Origin of the sequence: Paracoccus lutimaris, assembly GCF_003337565.1 — a bacterium.
GTDB classification, from domain to species: Bacteria; Pseudomonadota; Alphaproteobacteria; order Rhodobacterales; family Rhodobacteraceae; genus Paracoccus; species Paracoccus lutimaris.
Window position 1 is genome coordinate 1 of record NZ_QPJL01000002.1, and the last position, 21012, is coordinate 21012.

18 protein-coding genes are annotated in these 21012 nt (G+C 62.4%); 1 reads left to right on the forward strand and 17 read right to left on the reverse strand.

The window, feature by feature from the left end:
• The 8 genes from DFP89_RS02505 to DFP89_RS02540 all read right to left on the reverse strand — a co-directional run.
• On the reverse strand, positions 1-95 hold a 95-nt coding region (locus tag DFP89_RS02505; protein ID WP_023878051.1), incomplete at its 3' end, for a GTP-binding protein.
• An 87-nt stretch (positions 96-182) separates the two neighbouring features.
• Complete coding sequence (gene fusA / locus DFP89_RS02510; RefSeq protein ID WP_114347819.1) at positions 183-2306, reverse strand: elongation factor G; 2124 nt, start codon at positions 2304-2306, stop codon at positions 183-185.
• A gap of 18 nt (positions 2307-2324) precedes the next feature.
• Entirely contained in the window at positions 2325-2795 is a 471-nt protein-coding gene (rpsG, locus tag DFP89_RS02515) for a 30S ribosomal protein S7 (RefSeq protein ID WP_114347820.1), read from the reverse strand.
• Between the two features lie 12 nt (positions 2796-2807).
• The gene (rpsL, locus tag DFP89_RS02520) at positions 2808-3179 is read right to left on the reverse strand and encodes a 30S ribosomal protein S12 (protein ID WP_022705687.1); all 372 of its coding nucleotides are present in this window, start codon (positions 3177-3179) and stop codon (positions 2808-2810) included.
• Positions 3180-3443: 264 nt separating this feature from the next.
• Positions 3444-4292, reverse strand: coding sequence for a putative rhamnosyl transferase (locus DFP89_RS02525; RefSeq protein ID WP_114347821.1), 849 nt, complete (start codon positions 4290-4292; stop codon positions 3444-3446).
• The gene (locus DFP89_RS02530) at positions 4292-5236 is read right to left on the reverse strand and encodes a DMT family transporter (RefSeq protein ID WP_114347822.1); all 945 of its coding nucleotides are present in this window, start codon (positions 5234-5236) and stop codon (positions 4292-4294) included. Before DFP89_RS02530 ends, DFP89_RS02525 begins: the two co-directional genes overlap by 1 nt.
• A gap of 81 nt (positions 5237-5317) precedes the next feature.
• The gene (locus DFP89_RS02535; RefSeq protein ID WP_114347823.1) at positions 5318-6463 is read right to left on the reverse strand and encodes a BCCT family transporter; all 1146 of its coding nucleotides are present in this window, start codon (positions 6461-6463) and stop codon (positions 5318-5320) included.
• A gap of 227 nt (positions 6464-6690) precedes the next feature.
• A complete protein-coding gene (locus DFP89_RS02540; protein ID WP_245948575.1) occupies positions 6691-7005 on the reverse strand; it encodes an ArsR/SmtB family transcription factor in 315 nt (104 codons plus the stop codon).
• A gap of 49 nt (positions 7006-7054) precedes the next feature.
• Here DFP89_RS02540 and DFP89_RS02545 point away from each other — a divergent pair, with 49 nt between their 5' ends.
• A complete protein-coding gene (locus DFP89_RS02545; protein ID WP_114347825.1) occupies positions 7055-7882 on the forward strand; it encodes an alpha/beta fold hydrolase in 828 nt (275 codons plus the stop codon).
• Positions 7883-7977: 95 nt separating this feature from the next.
• Here the strand turns inward: DFP89_RS02545 and rpoC are convergent, their stop codons facing one another.
• The 9 genes from rpoC to DFP89_RS02590 all read right to left on the reverse strand — a co-directional run bounded on the left by rpoC (position 7978) and on the right by DFP89_RS02590 (position 21001).
• Positions 7978-12186: a DNA-directed RNA polymerase subunit beta' gene (gene rpoC / locus DFP89_RS02550; RefSeq protein ID WP_114347826.1), complete on the reverse strand. Its 4209-nt coding sequence runs from the start codon at positions 12184-12186 to the stop codon at positions 7978-7980.
• 93 nt (positions 12187-12279) lie between these two features.
• The gene (gene rpoB, locus DFP89_RS02555; protein ID WP_114347827.1) at positions 12280-16428 is read right to left on the reverse strand and encodes a DNA-directed RNA polymerase subunit beta; all 4149 of its coding nucleotides are present in this window, start codon (positions 16426-16428) and stop codon (positions 12280-12282) included.
• A gap of 252 nt (positions 16429-16680) precedes the next feature.
• The gene (rplL, locus tag DFP89_RS02560) at positions 16681-17055 is read right to left on the reverse strand and encodes a 50S ribosomal protein L7/L12 (RefSeq protein WP_114347828.1); all 375 of its coding nucleotides are present in this window, start codon (positions 17053-17055) and stop codon (positions 16681-16683) included.
• A 69-nt stretch (positions 17056-17124) separates the two neighbouring features.
• Positions 17125-17640, reverse strand: coding sequence for a 50S ribosomal protein L10 (rplJ, locus tag DFP89_RS02565; RefSeq protein ID WP_114347829.1), 516 nt, complete (start codon positions 17638-17640; stop codon positions 17125-17127).
• A 234-nt stretch (positions 17641-17874) separates the two neighbouring features.
• A complete protein-coding gene (gene rplA, locus DFP89_RS02570; protein WP_114347830.1) occupies positions 17875-18576 on the reverse strand; it encodes a 50S ribosomal protein L1 in 702 nt (233 codons plus the stop codon).
• A 3-nt stretch (positions 18577-18579) separates the two neighbouring features.
• Positions 18580-19032, reverse strand: coding sequence for a 50S ribosomal protein L11 (rplK, locus tag DFP89_RS02575; protein ID WP_114347831.1), 453 nt, complete (start codon positions 19030-19032; stop codon positions 18580-18582).
• 88 nt (positions 19033-19120) lie between these two features.
• Complete coding sequence (nusG, locus tag DFP89_RS02580; protein ID WP_114347832.1) at positions 19121-19660, reverse strand: transcription termination/antitermination protein NusG; 540 nt, start codon at positions 19658-19660, stop codon at positions 19121-19123.
• 195 nt (positions 19661-19855) lie between these two features.
• On the reverse strand, positions 19856-20047 hold the full coding sequence (secE, locus tag DFP89_RS02585) for a preprotein translocase subunit SecE (protein WP_181870224.1): 192 nt from the start codon (positions 20045-20047) through the stop codon (positions 19856-19858).
• A 75-nt stretch (positions 20048-20122) separates the two neighbouring features.
• A complete protein-coding gene (locus DFP89_RS02590; RefSeq protein WP_114347834.1) occupies positions 20123-21001 on the reverse strand; it encodes a hypothetical protein in 879 nt (292 codons plus the stop codon).
• Between the last annotated feature and the right edge of the window lie 11 nt (positions 21002-21012).

Below are 21012 nucleotides of genomic sequence, written 5' to 3' on the forward strand. Positions count from 1 at the left end.
ATCGCAGCCGTCAGCGTCGTCTTGCCGTGGTCAACGTGACCAATCGTCCCGATGTTGACGTGCGGTTTCGTACGTTCAAACTTTGCCTTTGCCATGATTGGCTCCTTTTATCTTCAAGACGGTGCGTGCAGGCACGCACCCTACGGGGGTGGTAGGGTGCGTGGTTTCCCACGCACCGCCGTTTATGCGTATTTCTTCTGGATCTCGTCCGAGATGTTCTGCGGCACGGCCTCGTAATGGTCGAACTGCATCGTGAACACCGCGCGGCCCGAGGACATCGAACGCAGGTTGTTGATGTAGCCGAACATGTTGGCCAGCGGCACCATCGCGTCGATGACGTTGGCGTTGCCGCGGCTGTCCTGACCACGGACCATGCCACGACGGCTGGTCAGGTCGCCGATGATCGAACCGGTATATTCTTCCGGCGTCACAACTTCGACTTTCATGATCGGTTCCAGCAGCTTGGCGCCGGCCTTTTTCAGACCTTCACGCATGCCGGCACGGGCGGCGATCTCGAAGGCCAGAACCGACGAGTCGACGTCGTGGAACGCACCGTCGATCAGCGCGACCTTGAAGTCGATCACCGGGAAGCCGGCCAGCGGGCCCGAATCCATCACCGACTTGATGCCTTTTTCGACGCCGGGGATGTATTCCTTCGGCACCGCACCGCCCACGATTTTCGATTCGAACGAATAACCTTCGCCCGGCTCGGTCGGGGTGATGACCAGCTTGATACGCGCGAACTGGCCGGTGCCACCGGTCTGTTTCTTGTGCGTATAGTCGATTTCGGCCTGGGTCGAGATGGTCTCGCGGTAAGCCACCTGCGGGGCGCCGATATTCGCCTCGACCTTGAACTCGCGCTTCATGCGGTCGACCAGAATGTCGAGGTGAAGTTCGCCCATGCCCTTCATGATGGTCTGGCCCGATTCGATATCGGTCTCGACGCGGAAGGACGGGTCTTCGGCCGACAGGCGCTGAAGGGCGAGGCCCATCTTTTCCTGGTCAGCTTTCGACTTCGGCTCGACGGCGATCTCGATCACCGGCTCGGGGAAGGTCATGGTTTCCAGAACCACCGGCTTGGCGGGATCGCACAGCGTGTCACCCGTGGTGGTGTCCTTCAGACCCGCCAGCGCGATGATGTCGCCGGCGAAAGCTTCCTCGATTTCCTCGCGGTTGATGGCGTGCATGATCATCATGCGGCCAACGCGCTCGCGCTTGCCCTTGGTCGAGTTCAGCATCTGGTCGCCCTTCTTCAGGCCGCCCGAATAGATGCGGGTGAAGGTCAGCGAACCGACGAAGGGGTCGTTCATGATCTTGAACGCCAGCGCCGAGAAGGGGTCCGCGTCATTCGCCGTCCGGGAAATGTTGCGGGTCTCGGTCTCGTCGCCCGGCTCGAAGCCCATATAGGCGGGCACGTCCAGCGGCGAGGGCAGGAAGTCGACAACGGCGTTCAGCAGCGGCTGCACGCCCTTGTTCTTGAACGACGAGCCAGCCATGACCGGGAAGAAGGTCAGCGACAGCGTGCCCTTGCGGATCAGCGCGCGCAGGGTCGCCTCGTCGGGCTCATTGCCCTCCAGATAGGCTTCCATGGCGTCGTCGTCCATTTCGACGGCGAGCTCGATCATCTTGCCGCGCCATTCGTCGGCCAGATCCTGAAGCTCTTCGCGGATCGGCTGACGGATCCAGCTTGCGCCGAGATCTTCGCCCTTCCAGACCCACTCTTCCATCTTGATCAGGTCGATGATGCCTTCCAGCTTGTCCTCGGCGCCGATCGGCAGGGCGATCGGGCAGGGGGTGCCGCCGGTGCGGTCCTTGATCATGCGCACGCAGTTGAAGTAGTCGGCGCCGATCTTGTCCATCTTGTTGACGAAGACGATGCGCGGAACCTTGTAGCGGTCAGCCTGACGCCACACGGTTTCGGTCTGCGGCTCGACGCCGGCATTGGCGTCCAGAAGGCAGATCGCACCATCCAGAACCGCCAGCGAACGCTCGACTTCGATGGTGAAGTCGACGTGGCCGGGGGTGTCGATGATGTTGAAGCGGTTACGCTGCGACTGGTCCTCGACGTATTCGGTGTCCTCATGGCGCTGCCAGAAGGTCGTGGTCGCCGCGGAGGTGATGGTGATGCCGCGCTCGGCCTCTTGCTCCATCCAGTCCATGGTGGCGGCGCCATCATGGACTTCGCCGATCTTGTGCGACTTGCCGGTGTAGAAAAGGATACGCTCGGTCGTCGTCGTCTTGCCGGCATCGATGTGGGCCATGATGCCGAAGTTACGGTAACGCTGAAGCGGATATTCGCGTGCCATAATGGGCCTTCCTTCCGGTTACCAGCGGTAGTGGCTGAACGCTTTGTTGGCGTCGGCCATCTTGTGGGTGTCTTCGCGCTTTTTCACGGCGGTGCCGCGGCCGTTGACGGCATCGGCCAGTTCGCCGGCAAGGCGCTCTTCCATCGTGTGTTCGTTGCGGTTTTTCGCAGCGGTGATCAGCCAGCGGATGGCCAGAGCCTCGCGGCGGGTCGGGCGAACCTCGACCGGAACCTGATAGGTGGCACCGCCGACGCGGCGCGAACGCACCTCGACCGAGGGTTTCACGTTGTCGAGGGCTTCATGGAAGACTTCGATCGGCTCGCGCTTGAGCTTGCCCTGAACGCGGTCGAGCGCGCTGTAGACGATGCGCTCGGCAACCGATTTCTTGCCATCAACCATCAGGTTGTTCATGAATTTGGTCAGCACGCGATCGCCAAATTTGGCGTCGGGCAGAACTTCGCGCTTTTCAGCGGCGTGACGACGAGACATGTGCTGATCTCCTTACTTCGGACGCTTCGCGCCGTATTTCGAACGGCGTTGACGACGGTCTTTGACGCCTTGGGTATCCAGCACACCGCGCAGGATGTGGTAACGGACACCCGGAAGGTCTTTCACACGGCCGCCACGGATCAGCACGACGCTGTGCTCCTGGAGGTTGTGCTTTTCGCCGGGAATGTAGGAGATGACCTCGAAGCCATTCGTCAGGCGCACCTTGGCGACCTTACGCATAGCGGAGTTCGGTTTTTTCGGCGTCGTGGTATAGACGCGCGTGCAGACACCACGCTTTTGCGGGCATCCTTGAAGGTGCTGCGACTTCGAGCGCTGCACTTTGGGCTGCCGCGGTTTGCGGATCAGCTGTTGGATCGTCGGCATTCGGTTCCCCGTCTTGCTTTCGTCAATACTCGCAGCGATGTGCTGCGCCACTTCTCGACGGCATCCCACGCGAATCGTGAAATGCCACGACCCCTCCTGTCCCCGAAGGGAAAGGACGGGTAAATTTCCAGAGGATCAAAGGCTTGGCAGCCCGGATCATGACCATGAAGGTTCTGGGCCCCGGCAGAGCTCTACCGGGTGTGCGGCGTATATGGGGAATTGCGGGGTGAGTCAACAACCGCCCCCTGCCCTTTCGGGCGCGGTTCAGCGTCCCCAGTTCGGCCGCCGCGCGCCGGGCAGGCTGAAATTCCGCGCCGCCCGATCCAGATCGGGCAGGTCGATGCGAAAGCGCGTGGCCAGGGTCTCGGTCCAGTCGGCGGGGGTGTTGGGCAATCCATAGCCCGCGCCGATCGCCCCCGAGTCATTGTCGTGGTTCAGAAAGCGCACGTACATCATCTTGCCCGGAAGCGTCACCCCCGGCATGTAAAGACCCATCTTCCAATGCGGGAAATTCATGATGCTGCGCCTGGCATCGGGTGGCAGATAGACGGTCAGCGCGGCGACGGCGTTGTAGATCATGCGCGGCTCGACCGAAATGCCGGTCTCGGTGGCCTTCAGCACCAGCCCGCGCGAATAATCGCAAGACAGCCGGCGCCTGATCGCCCACAGATCGCGCATCTGGGCGAAATCGCTGCGGGCACATTGGATATAGTCGATCGCCACCGCATCGTCATCGTCCTGACGGAAATGGCCGACGACATCGGCGCCCGGCTCGATATGGGGGGAAATAGCGGCCATGCAGGCCTCGAGGTGAAACTCCATCGGCGGAACCAGCGCCAGCTTGAACTGCGGCATGATCTCGGTCAGCTCGCGCAGGCGCGACAGATAGGGTTCGGGCAGATCGGGGCCGGTCATCAGGACCAGCGTGAAATCGGGATCGGTCTGCGCGACCAGCCCCGGCAGGGTCACGGTCTCGAACCAGAACCAGCGGCGCTCCAGCCGGTCGGGATCATAGAGGAAGGCCCGGCGCTCTTCGACGGTTTCATGCAGCACCTGAAAGCCGCGCCCACCCAGATAGGAGAACCGGCACAGCCCCAGCATTTGCACCCGCATCAGCCCTGCCCTCCAAGCTTGCCTTCACGCAGGATCGTATAGATCCCCGCGCCGACCACCAGCGCCGAACCGGTCCAGGTCCACATGTCCGGCCATTCGCCAAAAACCAGAAGGCCCAGCACGATCGCCCAGACCAGCGAGGTATAGCGAAACGGCGCCACAAACGAAACCTCGCCGACACGCATGGTGGCGACGGCGGTGATATAGCCCACGGTCAGAAATACCGCGGCCAGCATCAACAGCGCAAATTCACGGATGCTGGGCTGGCGCCAGTCCTCGCCCGCGCCCAGAACGACGCCTGACAGCATCACCGTCAGCGCCGCATAAAACGCGATGGTCGAGGAGCCGGTGCCGACCGAGAACTGCCGCGTCGCAATATCGCGCACCACGATCAGCCCCATTGCCGCCAGCGCCACCGCAGACCAGATGTCGAAGGCCCCGGTCCCCGGACGCAGGATCAGGATCACGCCAGCAAAGCCGACGCCGATGGCCGAAAGCCGACGCCAGCCCAGCCTTTCGCGAAAGACCAGCGCCGCAGCCAGCGTCACCGCCAAAGGCAGCGCCTGCATGATCGCCGACAGATCCGCCAGCGCCATCTTGCGCAGCGCCAGCAGGTAAAGCACGGTCGAGACGATATCGGCCACGGTCCGCAGGATCAGCGGACCGAGATCGGCGCGCGCCACGGCCAGCCGCACCCCGCCCTGCTGGACCTGCGCCACCACCATCATCATCACCAGCACCGCCGCCCCCCGGATCGCCACCGATTCATATAGCGGCAGGGTCTGGGTCACCGCCTTGATCAGCGCATCGTTGCAGGTGAATGTCGCCATGCTCAGCACCATCAGCACGGTGCCACGCAGATTGTCGGACATGCTCGGGTCGCGCACCGGCGCGATCGAGAGCGGCCGCACGCGGCGGTTCGGCGACAGAAACGGCGTGCGCATGGGCTCCCTCGGCAGCGGTCGCGCCTAGGGTTAGGCAAGCCAAAGGGAAAAGGCCAGTACCTATCCGGGCGCTTGCGGGGCCTAACCCAGCCGGTTGCCGATCTGCCCCATGCGCTGCGCCATCAGCACATAGGCCGCGGCATAGATGCCGACCACAACCAGCCCGACCCACTGGATCTGGAAGGGGGTGAAAACATAGGCGATCACCAGCAGGAACTGCAGCACGAAATGCAGCGGGTAATAGGTGGCCGAGCCCAGATCCTCGCGCGACCAGCCCAGATTGGCCGAGTAAAGCCGGATCAGGCTGTCGAGCGAGTTCACCACGAAAACGACGCCCACGAAGATCATGAACAGGTTCAGCCAGCCGGGAATGACGATCCTGTTCTGGTGATAGACGAAGAGGACACAGAACCACAGGCCCAGCGGGATCGCCGGCAGGATCACCATCGCCCCCGCCAGCTGCCATGTCCGCAGGCCACCCACATAGCGGGCGACGAACTGGCCGATCATCAGGCTCCAGGCGAACCACCAGAACAGGTAGAATTCGTGATAGGCGGCGATCGGCACGGCAAAGCGCGGCAGGTGCAGGAAATAGTCCATCAGCAGGCCGATATTGGCAAAGAACGCGCCGATGCCGATGCCCGCATAGGCAAAGGCCACCACGGCGAGCGCGGTAAAGGCCAGCATCCCGAAGCCATAGGTCGAGACGATGGCCAGCCATTTCATGATGGCGAAATTGCCGCTTGAGACCACCGAAAAGGCGATCACCGCCACCACCAGCGCCCAGATCCCCCAGCGCGGCAGGTCTGGCGCATAGGTCGGCAGGTTCACCATGAACAGGTAGCAGGTGAAGGAACAGGTGGCGATGACGGTCAGGTTATAGACCCATTTCACCGCCGGGATCTCGAAGATGCGCAGGCGCGGCTCAAGCGCGACGAAATAGAAGGTGGTGACGAAATACATCAGCCAGACCAGCGGCCCCCACATGCCGAACTCGATGGCGAGCGCATTGGTAAAGCCAAAGGCGGCGTCACTTTCATAGACCGGGAATTCGTTCAGGGGCAGCATCACCAGCCCCATGTCCAGCCCGGCGGTGAACAAAAGCGCGACCAGCGTCAGCACGCCCACCGGCTGCGCACCGGTGCAGCGCAGCATGGGCCAGCGGATCAGGACGAACAGCGCACAGGCCAGAACGCTGAGATAGGCCACGGTGATGATAAGCGTCATCGAAAACCTCGTACCGGTTGTCACAGGCAGTCGCAGGCAGATGTCGGATATTGAACGGGGTTGGTGCGCGAAAATCGGCGCGGGGCCAACCTGGCTATGCGGCAGGAAATTCAGCCCAGCCTGCCCGATCCGGGAATAAATGCAAGGCCCGCGACGGGACCAGCGACAAGGGACGGCGGAGCTTTGCGCGAAATCTGCTGCAAAGCATGGTTCCGGATACCGCCCGTCTATGATTTCATGGAAAGCTCGGCCCGCAGCCAGTCCAGATAGTCGCTGATCGCGGCCTCGTCGCGCTTGCAATAGGACCATTTTAGGTGCTTTCGCACGGTGATGAAGCCCGCTTGCCTAAGGATGTCCAGATGCCGGCTGGCCGTCGGTTGCGCAACCGCCAGCGCCTCGGCAATCAGTGTCATGCAAACCCCAAGCTCAGCCGGATCGGCGGACCACTGCTGACCGAAGTGCTTTTGCGGTGCGGCCAGCAATCGCAGGATCAGCAGACGCGGCTGGCTGGCCATGGCCTTGATTTGTGTTGATCTGTCCATGCGGGCCATCATATCGTCACTTAGCTAAATAACAATATGGATTGGGCCAATGCTGGAACTGCCGCACAGGACAATCATCGAGGGCAATGCCGTCCGCTGGGGCAGGATCGGGAATGGCCCGCCGCTTGTCGCCATTCACGGGACGCCCTTTTCATCGCAGGTCTGGCGCAGGATCGTGCCGCATCTGGCCCACCGCCGGACCGTCTATTACTTCGATCTGGTCGGCTATGGCCTGTCCGAAATGCGCGAGGGGCAGGATGTCTCGCTGGCGGCGCAGAACCGGGTTCTTGCCGCATTGTTCGCAGAATGGGGTCTTCGGCGCCCCGATGTTCTGGCACATGATTTTGGTGGCGCGACGGCGCTGCGGGCCTATTACCTCAACGACCTGAGCTATCGCACACTGACGATCTTTGATGCCGTTGCCCTTGCCCCTTGGGGATCGCCGCTGGTGCAGCATGTGCGCCAACACGAGGCAGCATTTTCGGGCATGCCGGATTACATGCATCGAGCCTTGCTGCGAGCCTATCTGCAGACAGCGGCGCATAACCCCTTATCCGAGCAGGCCTTGGAGATTTACAGCGCACCATGGCTTGGCCCGGTCGGCCAGCCCGCATTCTATCGGCAAATCGCGCAGATGGATCAGGCCTTCACGGACGAGATCGAGGGCCGATATGCCCGGATGGACTGTCCGGTGACCGTTCTGTGGGGGCAAAAGGACGAATGGATCCCCTATGAAAAAGGGCAGATCCTGGCGGATTTGATCTCGGATCGCGACTGCATCCCGATCCGGGATGCGGGGCATCTGGTGCAAGAAGATCGCCCCGAGGCGATTGTGGCGGCCGTGCTGAACTCTCTCGACCACGGCGACGAGCAATAGATCAGGCGGGGCGATCCGGCGGGCTTCGCATCATACCCATGAAAAAGGCCCGGCATTCCGCCGGGCCTTTCTGGTTCATGTCGGGGGCGCCGGGATCACTCCTCGGTGCTGGCCTCGACCACGACTTCCTCGGGCGCGATCAGCGCGGCGGCAGCGGCGGCCTCGGCACGGCGCGCCTCGATCACCTCATTGTCGCGCTCGGCGGCAATGCGGCGCACGCGGGCGGTGGCGCCACCGGTCCCGGCCGGGATCAGCCGGCCGACGATGACGTTTTCCTTGAGGCCCACCAGTTTGTCGCGCTTGCCCTGAACGGCGGCCTCGGTCAGCACGCGGGTCGTTTCCTGGAACGAGGCGGCCGAGATGAAGCTGCGGGTCTGCAGCGATGCCTTGGTGATGCCCAGAAGCACCGGCTCGCCCGAGGCCGGACGGCCCCCCTTGGCTTCGATCTTGGCGTTCTCTTCCTCGAACTCGTCGCGGTCGACATGCTCGCCCTTCAGCAGCGTGGTGTCGCCGCTGTCGAGGATCTCGATCTTCTGCAGCATCTGGCGAACGATCACCTCGATGTGCTTGTCGTTGATCTTCACGCCCTGCAGTCGATAGACGTCCTGCACCTCATCGATGAGATAGTCGGCCAGAGCCTCGATCCCCATGATGCGCAGGATGTCATGCGGCGCCGGGTTGCCGTCCATGATGTAGTCACCCTTCTGCACGAAGTCGCCTTCCTGCACCGGGATGTGCTTGCCTTTCGGCACCATGTATTCAACGGCCTCCAGCGTGTCGTCGGCAGGCTCGATGGTGATGCGGCGCTTGTTCTTGTAGTCCTTGCCAAAGCGCACATAGCCATCCAGTTCGGCGATGATCGCGTGATCCTTGGGACGACGGGCCTCGAACAGTTCCGCCACGCGGGGAAGACCCCCGGTGATGTCCTTGGTCTTGGCGCCTTCGCGCGGGATACGGGCCACAACGTCGCCGGCCTTGATCTCCTGCCCGTCCTCGACCGACAGAATGGCGTCGACCGACATCGGATAGGTGACAGGGTTGCCCTGTTCGTTGCGGACCGGCTCACCATCCTGATCGACGATGATGATTTCCGGCTTCAGCTCGTTGCCTTTCGGCGCCGAACGCCAGTCGGTCACGATCTTCTGCGTCATGCCCGTCGCGTCGTCGGTCTCGTCGCGGACCGAAAGGCCCGAGAGCAGGTCGACATAGCGCGCGATACCGGCCTTTTCGGCGATGATCGGCAGGGTATAGGGGTCCCATTCGAACATCTTCTGGCCACGCGCCACCGCATCGCCATCGCGGACGAACAGCTTCGAGCCGTAGAACAGCTTGTGGCTGGCCAGCGTCTCGCCCTGCGCGTTCTTGATGTGCAACTGCATGTTGCGGCTCATCACGATCAGTTCGCCCTGCGCGTTTTCCAGCGTGCTTTCGTTCTGGAACTCGACCACGCCTTCCTGCGCCGCAGCGATGAAGGACTGCTGACCACCCTGGGCGATGCCGCCGATGTGGAAGGTCCGCATGGTCAGCTGGGTGCCCGGCTCACCGATGGACTGGGCGGCGATGATGCCGACCGCCTCACCGATGTTGACCAGCGTGCCACGGGCCAGATCGCGGCCATAGCACAGCGCGCAAACGCCATCGTCCGACTCGCAGGTCAGGGCCGAGCGGATGCGCACGGTCTGAACGCCCGCCGCCTCGATCTCGTCTGCCTTGCGCTCGTCGATGATCTCGTTCTTGCGAACGATCACCACGTCCTCGCCCGGAACCAGCACGTCCTCAGCCGCGGTCCGGCCCAGAACACGCTCGCTCAGCGGGCTGACCACCTCACCGTCGTTGACCGCCGCCGAGGCGGTGATCGCACGTTCGGTGCCGCAGTCATGCTCGCGGATGATGCAGTCCTGCGCCACGTCCACCAGACGGCGGGTCAGGTAACCCGAGTTCGCCGTCTTGAGCGCGGTATCGGACAGACCCTTGCGGGCGCCGTGGGTCGAGTTGAAGTATTCAAGAACGGTCAGACCTTCCTTGAAGTTCGAGATGATCGGCGTCTCGATGATCTCGCCGTTCGGTTTGGCCATCAGGCCACGCATGCCGCCCAGCTGCTTCATCTGGCTGACCGAGCCCCGCGCACCGGAATGCGCCATCATGTAGACCGAGTTCGGCTCAAGCTCCGCGCCCTTCTCGTCCTTTTTGGTGGACGAGATGGTCTTCATCATGGCGTCGGTGACGCGGTCGTTACATTTCGACCAGGCATCGACAACCTTGTTGTACTTTTCGCCCTGGGTGATCAGGCCGTCCAGATACTGCTGTTCGAACTGCTTGACCTGATCCTGAGTTTCCTCGACCAGTTCCCATTTCGTCGGCGGCACGACCATGTCGTCCTTGCCGAAGGAAATCCCGGCGCGGAACGCCTCGCGGAAGCCAAGGCCCATGATCTTGTCCGAGAAGATCACCGCCTCTTTCTGACCGCAATAGCGATAGACCGTGTCGATGACGTTCTGGATGTCCTTTTTGCGCAGCAGGCGGTTGACCAGCTCGAAGGGCGCTTTCGCGTTCTTCGGCAGCAGGGCGCCCAGACGGATCCGGCCCGGAGTCGTCTCGAAACGCTTGATGATCTCGTTGCCGTTGTCGTCGATCTGCGGCAGGCGCGCGGTGATGCGGGCATGCAGATGCACCTCGCCGGCGGCAAGGGCGTGCTCGACCTCATCGGTATTGGCAAAGGCCATGCCTTCGCCCTTCATGCCCTCGCGTTCCATGGTCGTGTAGTAAAGACCCAGAACCATGTCCTGCGACGGAACGATGATCGGTGCGCCGTTGGCGGGTGACAGAACGTTGTTCGTCGACATCATCAGGACGCGCGCTTCCAGCTGGGCCTCAAGGCTCAGCGGCACGTGCACGGCCATCTGGTCGCCGTCGAAGTCGGCGTTGAAGGCCGAGCAAACCAGCGGGTGAAGCTGGATCGCCTTGCCCTCGATCAGGATCGGCTCGAAGGCCTGAATGCCCAGACGGTGCAGCGTCGGCGCGCGGTTCAGAAGAACCGGATGCTCGCGGATCACCTCGTCCAGGATATCCCAGACCTCGGGACGCTCTTTTTCGACCAGTTTCTTCGCCTGCTTGACGGTCGAGGACAGCCCCTTCGCCTCAAGCCGCGAATAGATGAACGGCTTGAACAGTTCGAGCGCCATCTTCTTGGGCAGGCCGCACTGATGCAGCTTCAGCTCGGGGCCGGTCACGATGACCGAACGGCCCGAGAAGTCGACCCGTTTCCCCAGAAGGTTCTGGCGGAAACGGCCCTGCTTGCCCTTCAGCATGTCCGACAGCGACTTCAGCGGGCGCTTGTTGTTCCCGGTGATGACGCGGCCGCGGCGGCCGTTGTCAAACAGCGCATCGACCGACTCTTGCAGCATCCGCTTTTCGTTGCGGACGATGATGTCGGGGGCACGCAGTTCGATCAGGCGCTTCAGACGGTTGTTGCGGTTGATGACCCGGCGATAGAGATCGTTCAGATCCGAAGTCGCAAAACGGCCGCCATCCAGCGGAACCAGCGGACGCAGTTCCGGCGGGATGACCGGGATCACGGTCAGCACCATCCATTCGGGGCGGTTGCCCGATTCCAGGAAGCTTTCGACGATCTTCAGGCGCTTGATGATCTTTTTCGGCTTCAGCTCGCCCGTCGCTTCCTTCAGTTCCTCGCGGAGCTGTTCGGCAGTGGCGGCCAGATCGATATTGGCCAGCATCTCGCGGATCGCCTCGGCGCCGATATTGGCGGTGAAGGCGTCGGCACCATACTGGTCCTGCGCATCCATGAACTCTTCTTCGGTCAGAAGCTGGCCATAGCTCAGGTCGGTCAGACCCGGCTCGATGACCACGTAGTTCTCGAAATACAGGATCCGCTCAAGATCGCGCAGCGTCATGTCCAGCATCAGGCCGATGCGCGAGGGCAGCGACTTCAGGAACCAGATATGCGCGACAGGCGCGGCCAGCTCGATATGGCCCATGCGCTCGCGCCGGACCTTTTGCAGCGTGACTTCCACGCCGCATTTTTCGCAGACGAGGCCGCGATACTTCATGCGCTTGTATTTGCCGCACAGGCATTCGTAATCCTTGATCGGACCAAAGATACGCGCACAGAACAGACCGTCACGCTCGGGCTTGAACGTGCGGTAGTTGATGGTTTCAGGCTTTTTCACCTCGCCATAGGACCAGGCCAGAATTTCTTCGGGCGAGGCCAGCGAGATCTTGATTTCGTCGAACTGCCGAGGCTGGGCCATCGGGTTCAGGGGGTTGTTGGCAAGTTCCTGGTTCATTTTCAATTCCTAATGAGGGGCGCGGTGAGGAGACGGTGCGTGGGGACCACGCACCCTACGGACATGCCGCGGGGTGCGTGACCGGACGCGCCGTTACTCGTCCTCCTCCGCATCCAGGAGTTCCATGTTGAGGCCCAGACCCCGGACCTCCTTGACCAGCACGTTGAACGATTCCGGGACGCCTGCCTCGAAATTGTCCTCGCCCTTGACGATCGACTCGTAGACCTTGGTCCGGCCGGCGACGTCGTCCGACTTCACGGTCAGCATCTCTTGCAGGGTATAGGCGGCGCCGTAAGCCTCCAGAGCCCAGACCTCCATCTCACCCAGACGCTGACCACCGAACTGCGCCTTACCACCCAGCGGCTGCTGCGTGACCAGCGAATACGGACCGGTTGAGCGGGCATGCATCTTGTCGTCGACAAGGTGATGCAGCTTCAGGACGTATTTCATGCCCACGGTGACCGGACGTGCGAACTGCTCGCCCGAGCGGCCGTCGAAGACCACCGACTGACCCGAGGTGTCGAAACCGGCGCGCTTCAGCGCATCGTTCACATCCACCTCTTTTGCGCCGTCAAAGACGGGCGTGGAGATCGGAACGCCGCTGCGCACTGCGTCGGCGTGTTCGATCAGTTGCGCGTCTTCCATGCCTTCGAAGGTCTCGGCGTAGAAGTCGTCGCCGTAACCGTTCTTCATCGCCTCGCGCACCGGGGACATGTCGCCATTGCGGCGATAGTCCTGCAACGCCTCGTCGATCTTGATGCCCAGACCGCGCGATGCCCAGCCCATATGGGTTTCAAGGATCTGACCAACGTTCATCCGCGACGGCACGCCCAGCGGGTTCAGAACCAGGTCAACCGGGGTGCCATCAGCCAGGAAGGGCATATCCTCGATCGGAACGACCTTGGAAACGACACCCTTGTTGCCGTGACGACCGGCCATCTTGTCGCCCGCCTGCAGCTTGCGCTTCACGGCAACAAAGACCTTGACCATCTTCATCACGCCCGGAGGCAGATCGTCGCCCTGACGGACCTTTTCGACCTTGTCGTCGAAACGGTTGTCCAGCGCGCGTTTTTGCGCGTCGAATTGCTGGTTCAGCGCCTCGACTTCCTTGGCGGTGTCCTCGTCAGTGACAGCAAGCTGCCACCACTGGCCGCGCGACAGCTGGCCAAGCAAATCGTCATCGACATGGCCGCCAGCCTTGATGCCTTTCGGCCCTTTGACGACTTCCTTGCCCATGATCAGCGACTTCAGGCGCGCATAGATGTTGCGCTCAAGGATCGCCAGCTCGTCGTCCCGGTCGCGGGCCAGACGCTCGACCTCCTCGCGCTCGATCTGCAGCGCACGTTCGTCCTTGTCGACGCCGTGACGGTTGAACACCCGCACCTCGACGATGGTGCCATAGGCACCCGGCGGCAGACGCAGCGAGGTATCGCGCACGTCGGACGCCTTTTCACCGAAGATGGCGCGCAGCAGCTTTTCTTCCGGCGTCATCGGGCTTTCGCCCTTGGGGGTGATCTTGCCGACCAGAATGTCGCCCGGTCCGACCTCGGCGCCGATATAGACGATGCCAGCCTCGTCGAGGTTGCGCAGCGCCTCTTCACCGACATTGGGGATGTCGCGGGTGATTTCTTCCGGCCCCAGCTTGGTATCGCGCGCCGCCACTTCGTATTCGTCGATATGGATCGAGGTGAACACGTCGTCGCGGTGGATCCGCTCGGAAATCAGGATCGAGTCTTCGTAGTTGTAGCCGTTCCACGGCATGAACGCGACGACCACGTTCCGGCCAATGGCCAGCTCGCCCTGATCGGTCGAGGGACCGTCAGCAACCACCTGCCCCTTGACGACCCGTTCGCCCACCTTGACCAGCGGACGCTGGTTGATGGTCGACGACTGGTTCGAACGCTTGAACTTGCGCAGACGATAGATGTCCACGCCGGCATCGCCCGCACCCAGATCCTCGGTCGCCCGGATAACGATACGCTGCGCGTCGACCTGGTCGATGATGCCGCCCCGACGGGCCATGATCGCGGCACCGGAATCGCGGGCCACGGTCGCCTCCATGCCGGTGCCCACAAACGGGGCCTCGGCACGCAGCAGCGGAACCGCCTGACGTTGCATGTTCGAGCCCATCAGAGCGCGGTTGGCGTCGTCGTTTTCAAGGAAGGGGATCAGCGCCGCAGCAACCGAAACCAACTGCTTGGGCGACACGTCGATCAGATCCACCGCATCAACCGGATTCAGCATGAAGTCGCCCGCTTGGCGGGTCGAGATCAGCTCGTCCACGAACTTGCCGTCCGTGTCCAGCGTCGCGTTCGCCTGGGCGATGGTATGGCGCATCTCTTCGGTCGCCGACATGTAGACGACGTCATCAGTCACCGCACCCTCGACCACCTTGCGGTAGGGGGTTTCGATAAAGCCATACTTGTTCACGCGGGCAAACGTGGCCAGCGAGTTGATCAGACCGATGTTCTGACCTTCCGGCGTCTCGATCGGGCACATCCGGCCGTAATGGGTCGGGTGAACGTCGCGGACCTCAAAGCCGGCACGCTCGCGGGTCAGACCGCCCGGCCCAAGGGCCGAAAGACGCCGCTTGTGGGTGACTTCCGACAGCGGGTTGGTCTGGTCCATGAACTGCGAAAGCTGGGACGAGCCAAAGAACTCGCGCACGGCTGCGGCAGCGGGTTTCGCGTTGATCAGATCCTGCGGCATGACGGTGTCGATTTCGACGCCGGACATACGTTCGCGGATCGCGCGCTCCATACGCAGCAGACCGATGCGGTACTGGTTTTCCATCAGCTCGCCGACCGAGCGCACCCGGCGGTTGCCGAGGTGGTCGATATCGTCGATCTCACCCTTGCCGTCGCGCAGTTCCACGAGGCCGCGGATACAGGCGATGATGTCTTCCTTGCGCAGGGTCCGCTGGGTGTCCGGCGCATCCAGATCAAGGCGCATGTTCATCTTGACGCGGCCCACGGCCGAAAGGTCGTAGCGCTCGCTGTCGAAGAACAGGCTGTCAAACAGCGCCGAGGCAGCCTCGACGGTCGGCGGCTCACCCGGGCGCATGACCCGGTAGATGTCCATCAGCGCGCCATCGCGGCCCATGTTCTTGTCGGCCGCCATGGTGTTGCGGATATAGGGACCGACGTTGACATGGTCGATGTCCAGCACCGGGATATCGGTGATGTCATTGTCCAGCAGGACCTTCAGCAGGCCTCCCGACAGCTCGCCATCACGGTCATATTCGGCGGTGATCTCGTCCCCGGCCTCGGCATAGATGAAGCCGGTGGCGTCGTTGACGATATCCTTGGCGACGAAACGGCCGATGATCTTCTCGAACGGCAGCAGCAGCTTGATCTCGCCCTGCTCGGCCAGTTGCTTGACCAGACGCGGGGTGACCTTGTCGCCGGCCTTGGTGATGATCTCGCCGGTGGCGGCGTTCACCAGATCATAGGTCGGACGGGTGCCGCGCACGCGCTCGGGGAAGAAGCGCGTGACCCAGCCCGCGTCCTTGCCCTTGCCGGCACGTTGCAGCTTGTAATCGACGGTGTCGTAGAAGGCATCCATGATGCCTTCCTGATCCATGCCAAGCGCATAAAGCAGCGTCGTCACCGGCAGCTTGCGGCGACGGTCGATGCGCGCGAACACCAGATCCTTGGCGTCGAATTCGAAATCCAGCCACGAGCCGCGATAGGGAATGATGCGGCAGGCGAACAGCAGCTTGCCCGAGCTGTGCGTCTTGCCGCGGTCATGGTCAAAGAACACGCCGGGGCTGCGGTGCATCTGGCTGACGACGACACGCTCGGTCCCGTTCACGATGAACGTACCGTTCTGGGTCATCAGGGGCATGTCGCCCATGTAGACGTCCTGTTCCTTGATGTCCTTGACCGACTTGGCACCGGTGTTTTCATCGACATCGAACACGATCAGACGCAGGGTGACCTTCAGCGGCGCGGCATAGGTCATGTCGCGCTGCTGGCATTCCTCGACGTCGTATTTCGGCTTTTCCAGCTCGTATTTGACGAATTCCAGCGTCGCGGTCTCGTTGAAGTCCTTGATCGGGAATACAGACTGGAACACGCCCTGGATGCCGTCGCCATCCTGATGCCCCTCACCCTCGCCCGAGCGCAGGAACAGGTCATAGGACGACTTTTGAACCTCGATGAGGTTCGGCATTTCAAGGACTTCGCGGATATTGCCATAGTAACGCCGGATGCGTTTCTGGCCGACATAAGCTTGCGCCATAGAGGGTCTTACCTTTCGTCTTTCGCTTGCATCGGTCGTCGGGGCCCGACCGGCGCAAGGCGGCGAATGTGGGGCGGGGTCCCATTCGTGCCGCGCGTCCCACCGCGTGGCTCCCGAACCCCGAACATGCCCTGAAGGAAGGTCTATGGTGAAAAACCGTCCTTCAAGACAGGTTCGGCAGGGACCGGGGAAGCCCCGGACCCTGCCAATTTCTTGCAATCACTTGCCGAGCACCATGCGGTGCACGCCCGATTACTTCAGCTCGACCTTGGCGCCAGCCGCTTCGAGCTTTTTCTTCATGTCTTCGGCGTCGGCTTTCGAAGCGCCTTCTTTGACTTTGCCACCGGCTTCGACCAGGTCTTTGGCTTCTTTCAGGCCCAGACCGGTGATGCCGCGCACTTCCTTGATCACGTTGATCTTGTTGGCGCCGGCGTCGACCAGGACGACGTCGAATTCGGTCTTTTCTTCGACGGCTTCAGCCGCACCAGCGGCCGGGCCGGCAACCATGACCGCGCCGCCAGCGGCGGGCTCGATGCCGTATTCGTCTTTCAGGATGGTTTTCAGTTCCTGGGCTTCCAGCAGGGTCAGGCCCACGATTTCTTCGGCGAGTTTTTTCAGGTCAGCCATTTTTCCGTTCTTTCCATTAAGTGTTCCAACGTCAGGGTTTCAAGCCTGCGAGGGAATTTCAGGTTTGCCTCAGGCAGCCGCACGCTCTTCCAGAGTCGTGAGAATGCCCGCGATGTTGGAAGCAGGTGCGCCAATCGCGCCAGCGATGTTCGAGGCAGGGGCGCCGATGCAGGACACGATCTGAGCGATAAGCTCTTCACGCGACGGCATCTGGGCCACGGCTTTCACACCGGCTTGGTCAAGCGCCGTGTCGCCCATCGCACCGCCAAGGATCACGAACTTGTCGTTGGCCTTGGCGTATTTGTCCGCGACCTTGGCCGCAGCCACAGGGTCCTCGGAATAAGCGAGCACGGTCATCCCCGTCAGATAGTCGGCGATGCTTGCGCAAGGCTTTCCATCCAGGGCGATCTTGGCGAGCCTGTTCTTGGCAACGCGTACGGACCCGCCAGCTTCGCGCATCTGCGCGCGCAGGTCCTGCATCTGGGCAACCGTCATCCCCTCGTAGTGGGCAACCACCACGACGCCAGAGGCTTCAAAGATCTGGCCGAGTTCCTCGACCAACTGCTCTTTCTGCGCTCTATCCACGGTTTCACTCCAAGTATGGGGGTTTCCCCCCCGGCTCTCACTTTCCTGTCGCCAGAACAGCGGCAGGAATGGGTCCGTGACGGACCAAGATCACCCGGACTAAAGCCCGGAAAACGGTCTTGATCCCATCTCAGGAAGGAAATTAAGCAAGGTCGCCCCCGCACCCTCCGTCTCGGACAGGACGGGGCGTTTCCGCCCCGCCATCCGCCGGGAAACCCGGCGAAATTCTTGCGCTTACTGCGCGGTCGCGGTCGAAGCCAGATCCAGCGACACGCCCGGACCCATGGTCGAGCTGATCGAGACCTTCTTCAGGTAGGTGCCCTTGGCGCCCGAGGGCTTGGCACGGTTCACCGCATCCACGAAAGCGCGGATGTTCTCGGCCAGCTTGGCGGCGTCGAACGAGGCCTTGCCAACGCCGGCATGCACGACACCGGCCTTTTCGGCCTTGAACTGGACTTCACCGCCCTTGGCAGCTTCGACGGCCGCTTTCACGTCCATCGTCACCGTGCCGACCTTGGGGTTCGGCATCAGGTTGCGCGGGCCCAGGATCTTGCCCAGACGGCCGACCAGCGGCATCATGTCCGGGGTGGCGATGCAGCGATCGAATTCGATCTTGCCCGACTGGATGGTTTCCAGCAGGTCCTCGGCACCGACGATTTCCGCACCGGCGGCCTTGGCTTCGTCAGCCTTGGGACCACGGGCGAAAACGGCGACGCGCACATGCTTGCCGGTGCCGTTGGGCAGGGTGACGACGCCGCGGACCATCTGGTCGGCATGGCGCGGGTCAACGCCCAGATTCATCGCGATTTCGACGGTCTCGTCGAATTTCGCTTTGACATTGGCTTTCACCAGGGCGACGGCATCCTCGACCGAGAGGTTCGACTTGCCTTCGAAGGCGGCGCGGGCAGCGGCCTTGTTTTTCGCAATTTTCGCCATGACTTAGCCTTTCACCTCGATACCGATCGAACGGGCCGAGCCAAGGATGATCTGCATCGCGGCTTCGATGTCGTTCGCGGACAGGTCCTTCATTTTCGCTTCGGCGATCTCGCGGACCTGCTTGACGGTCACGGTGCCGGCGACCGTGCGGCCGGGCTTCTCCGAGCCCTTGGCGCGGTTGCGCTTGCCGACCGGCTTCAGCCCAGCGGCCTTTTTCAGCAGGAACGAGGCCGGCGAGGTCTTGGTCTCGAAGGTGAAGGATTTGTCGGCGTAATAGGTGATCACGACCGGAACGGGCGAACCCTGTTCCATTTCCTGCGTCTTGGCGTTGAACGCCTTGCAGAATTCCATAATGTTGATGCCGCGCTGACCCAGAGCGGGACCAACCGGCGGGGACGGGTTCGCTTGGCCCGCCTTGATTTGCAGCTTGAGGCTGCCGACAACTTTCTTGGCCATCTGGCCTTCTCCTTATCATCACGCCCCTGCCCTTGATTGGGCTGCCGGGGCCGACTTAGCGGTACGGCGTCACGCCTCCCGCGACAGATCACGCGGTCTTGGAGACCTGCGTGAATTCCAACTCTACCGGCGTCGGCCGGCCAAAGATCGAGACGGTGACCTTGATCCGCGACGAGATCTCGTCCACTTCCTCGACCATGCCCGAGAAGCCCTCGAAGGGCCCGTCGGTCACATTCACCTTTTCGCCCACGTCGAAGCGGATCAGGTTGCGCGGCGCAACCTCGACCCCACCCTCGCCGGTGCGGTGCAGGATGGCGTTCACCTCGTCGTCGCGCATCGGCATCGGCTTGCCCTGGGCACCCAGAAAGCCGGTGACGCGGTTGATCGAGTTCACCAGATGATAGGTCTTGTCCGACAGCTCCATGCGCACCAGCACATAGCCGGGCATGAAACGGCGCTCGGACGTGACCTTCTTGCCGCGGCGGATCTCGATCACTTCCTCGGTAGGGACCAGAACCTCATCGATCTGATCCTCAAGGCCCTTTTCGACCACAGCCTGACGAATCGCCTCGGCGACCTTTTTTTCAAAGTTCGACAGGACGCTGACCGAATACCAACGCTTTGCCATGTCTCGATCGACCCCTGCTTTATTCCGGGTCGGCCAAGCCAACCCCTTGAATTCCCTTACCGCCCCGGCCCAAACAGCGAACAGTTCGTTCACGCTTCGGCCAAATTGAAATCGGCGCGCACGACCGAATCGATGCACGCCGCTTCACGGGCAGGTCGGGCGGACATACCGCCCCCCGACGCCTATTGCAAGCCCTCAGCCGACGAAGCCCAGCAGCGCCGCCAGTCCCGACTTGATCGCCAGATCGACCAGAAAGAAAAAGATCGAGGCCAATGTCGCCATGATCAGCACCATGATCGTGGTGGTGATCACCTCGCGACGGGTGGGCCAGGTGATCTTGCCGACTTCGGCGCGGACCTGGCTGATGAACTTGGCGGGGTTTTCCATGAGATTCCCTTTGGTCTTGCAGCGCGTCAAATAGCCCGCATGCCCCGGCATTTCAAGCCGCGATCTGGGCCGGGGTCACGGCGCCAGCAGTTCGACCCCCGGCAGGTGGCGCAATTGCCGGATCTGCCGGGCATAGCCGGCGGCCGAGCGCGCGTAATCCTCGTCGGGCAAAAGCCGCAGCGGCGCATGGCCATCGGCGGCCGGGAACCGCATCCGCGCCCGACGCGCCAGCACCCGCAGGCCGACCTTGCTGTCGGCCAAGGCGCGGGCCACGAACCAGTCATAGCCGGGCTGGGTCAGCCCCTCATTCGCGGGCGGGGCATCAGGCACCTGCGCCACGAGGGCCGGCGGCAGCATCCGGGCCAGGATGCGCGGGCGCAGGGCCGGGTAGTCCTCATAGCGCCAGACGACGATGCGGGCGATACCGGGAAGCGCCGAAAGCCGCCGGACCAGCCCCACCCAATCGGCCCGCGCCGGATCACGGCGGCGCAGAAACTGATCCAGCGCGATTTCCTCGCCCCGGATTACCAGATGCGCAAAGGCCGACAGGTTGAAGCGGATCGGATCGCGCACCGCAAGGCACAGCGTCGCCGGCCCGCCCCCGGCCAGCGCGATGGTTTCCGCGACCCGGCGCGGCGCATCGGGGTAAAGCAACCCCGAGCCGCCAAACAGGTTGTAGCGATTGATCCCGCCCAGCAGGTTTTCGTCCGAAAGCAGGACCTCGGGGCAGATGTCGCGCGCCTCGGACAGGACGCGGACAAGATGCGGGCGGTACCAGTCCGGACATTCGGGGCGCAGCAGAACCGGGATCAGCGGCAGATAGGGCGAGCGCAGGACAACGGGGGCCGCATAAAAGACCCCGGCGGCGCGCAACTGCCCCTGCGCCATGCGCAACGAGTTCTGCAGATGGGTCGAGGCGGTCTTGTGCGCCCCCAGGTGAATGGTCAGCGCCATGGGCCGGACAG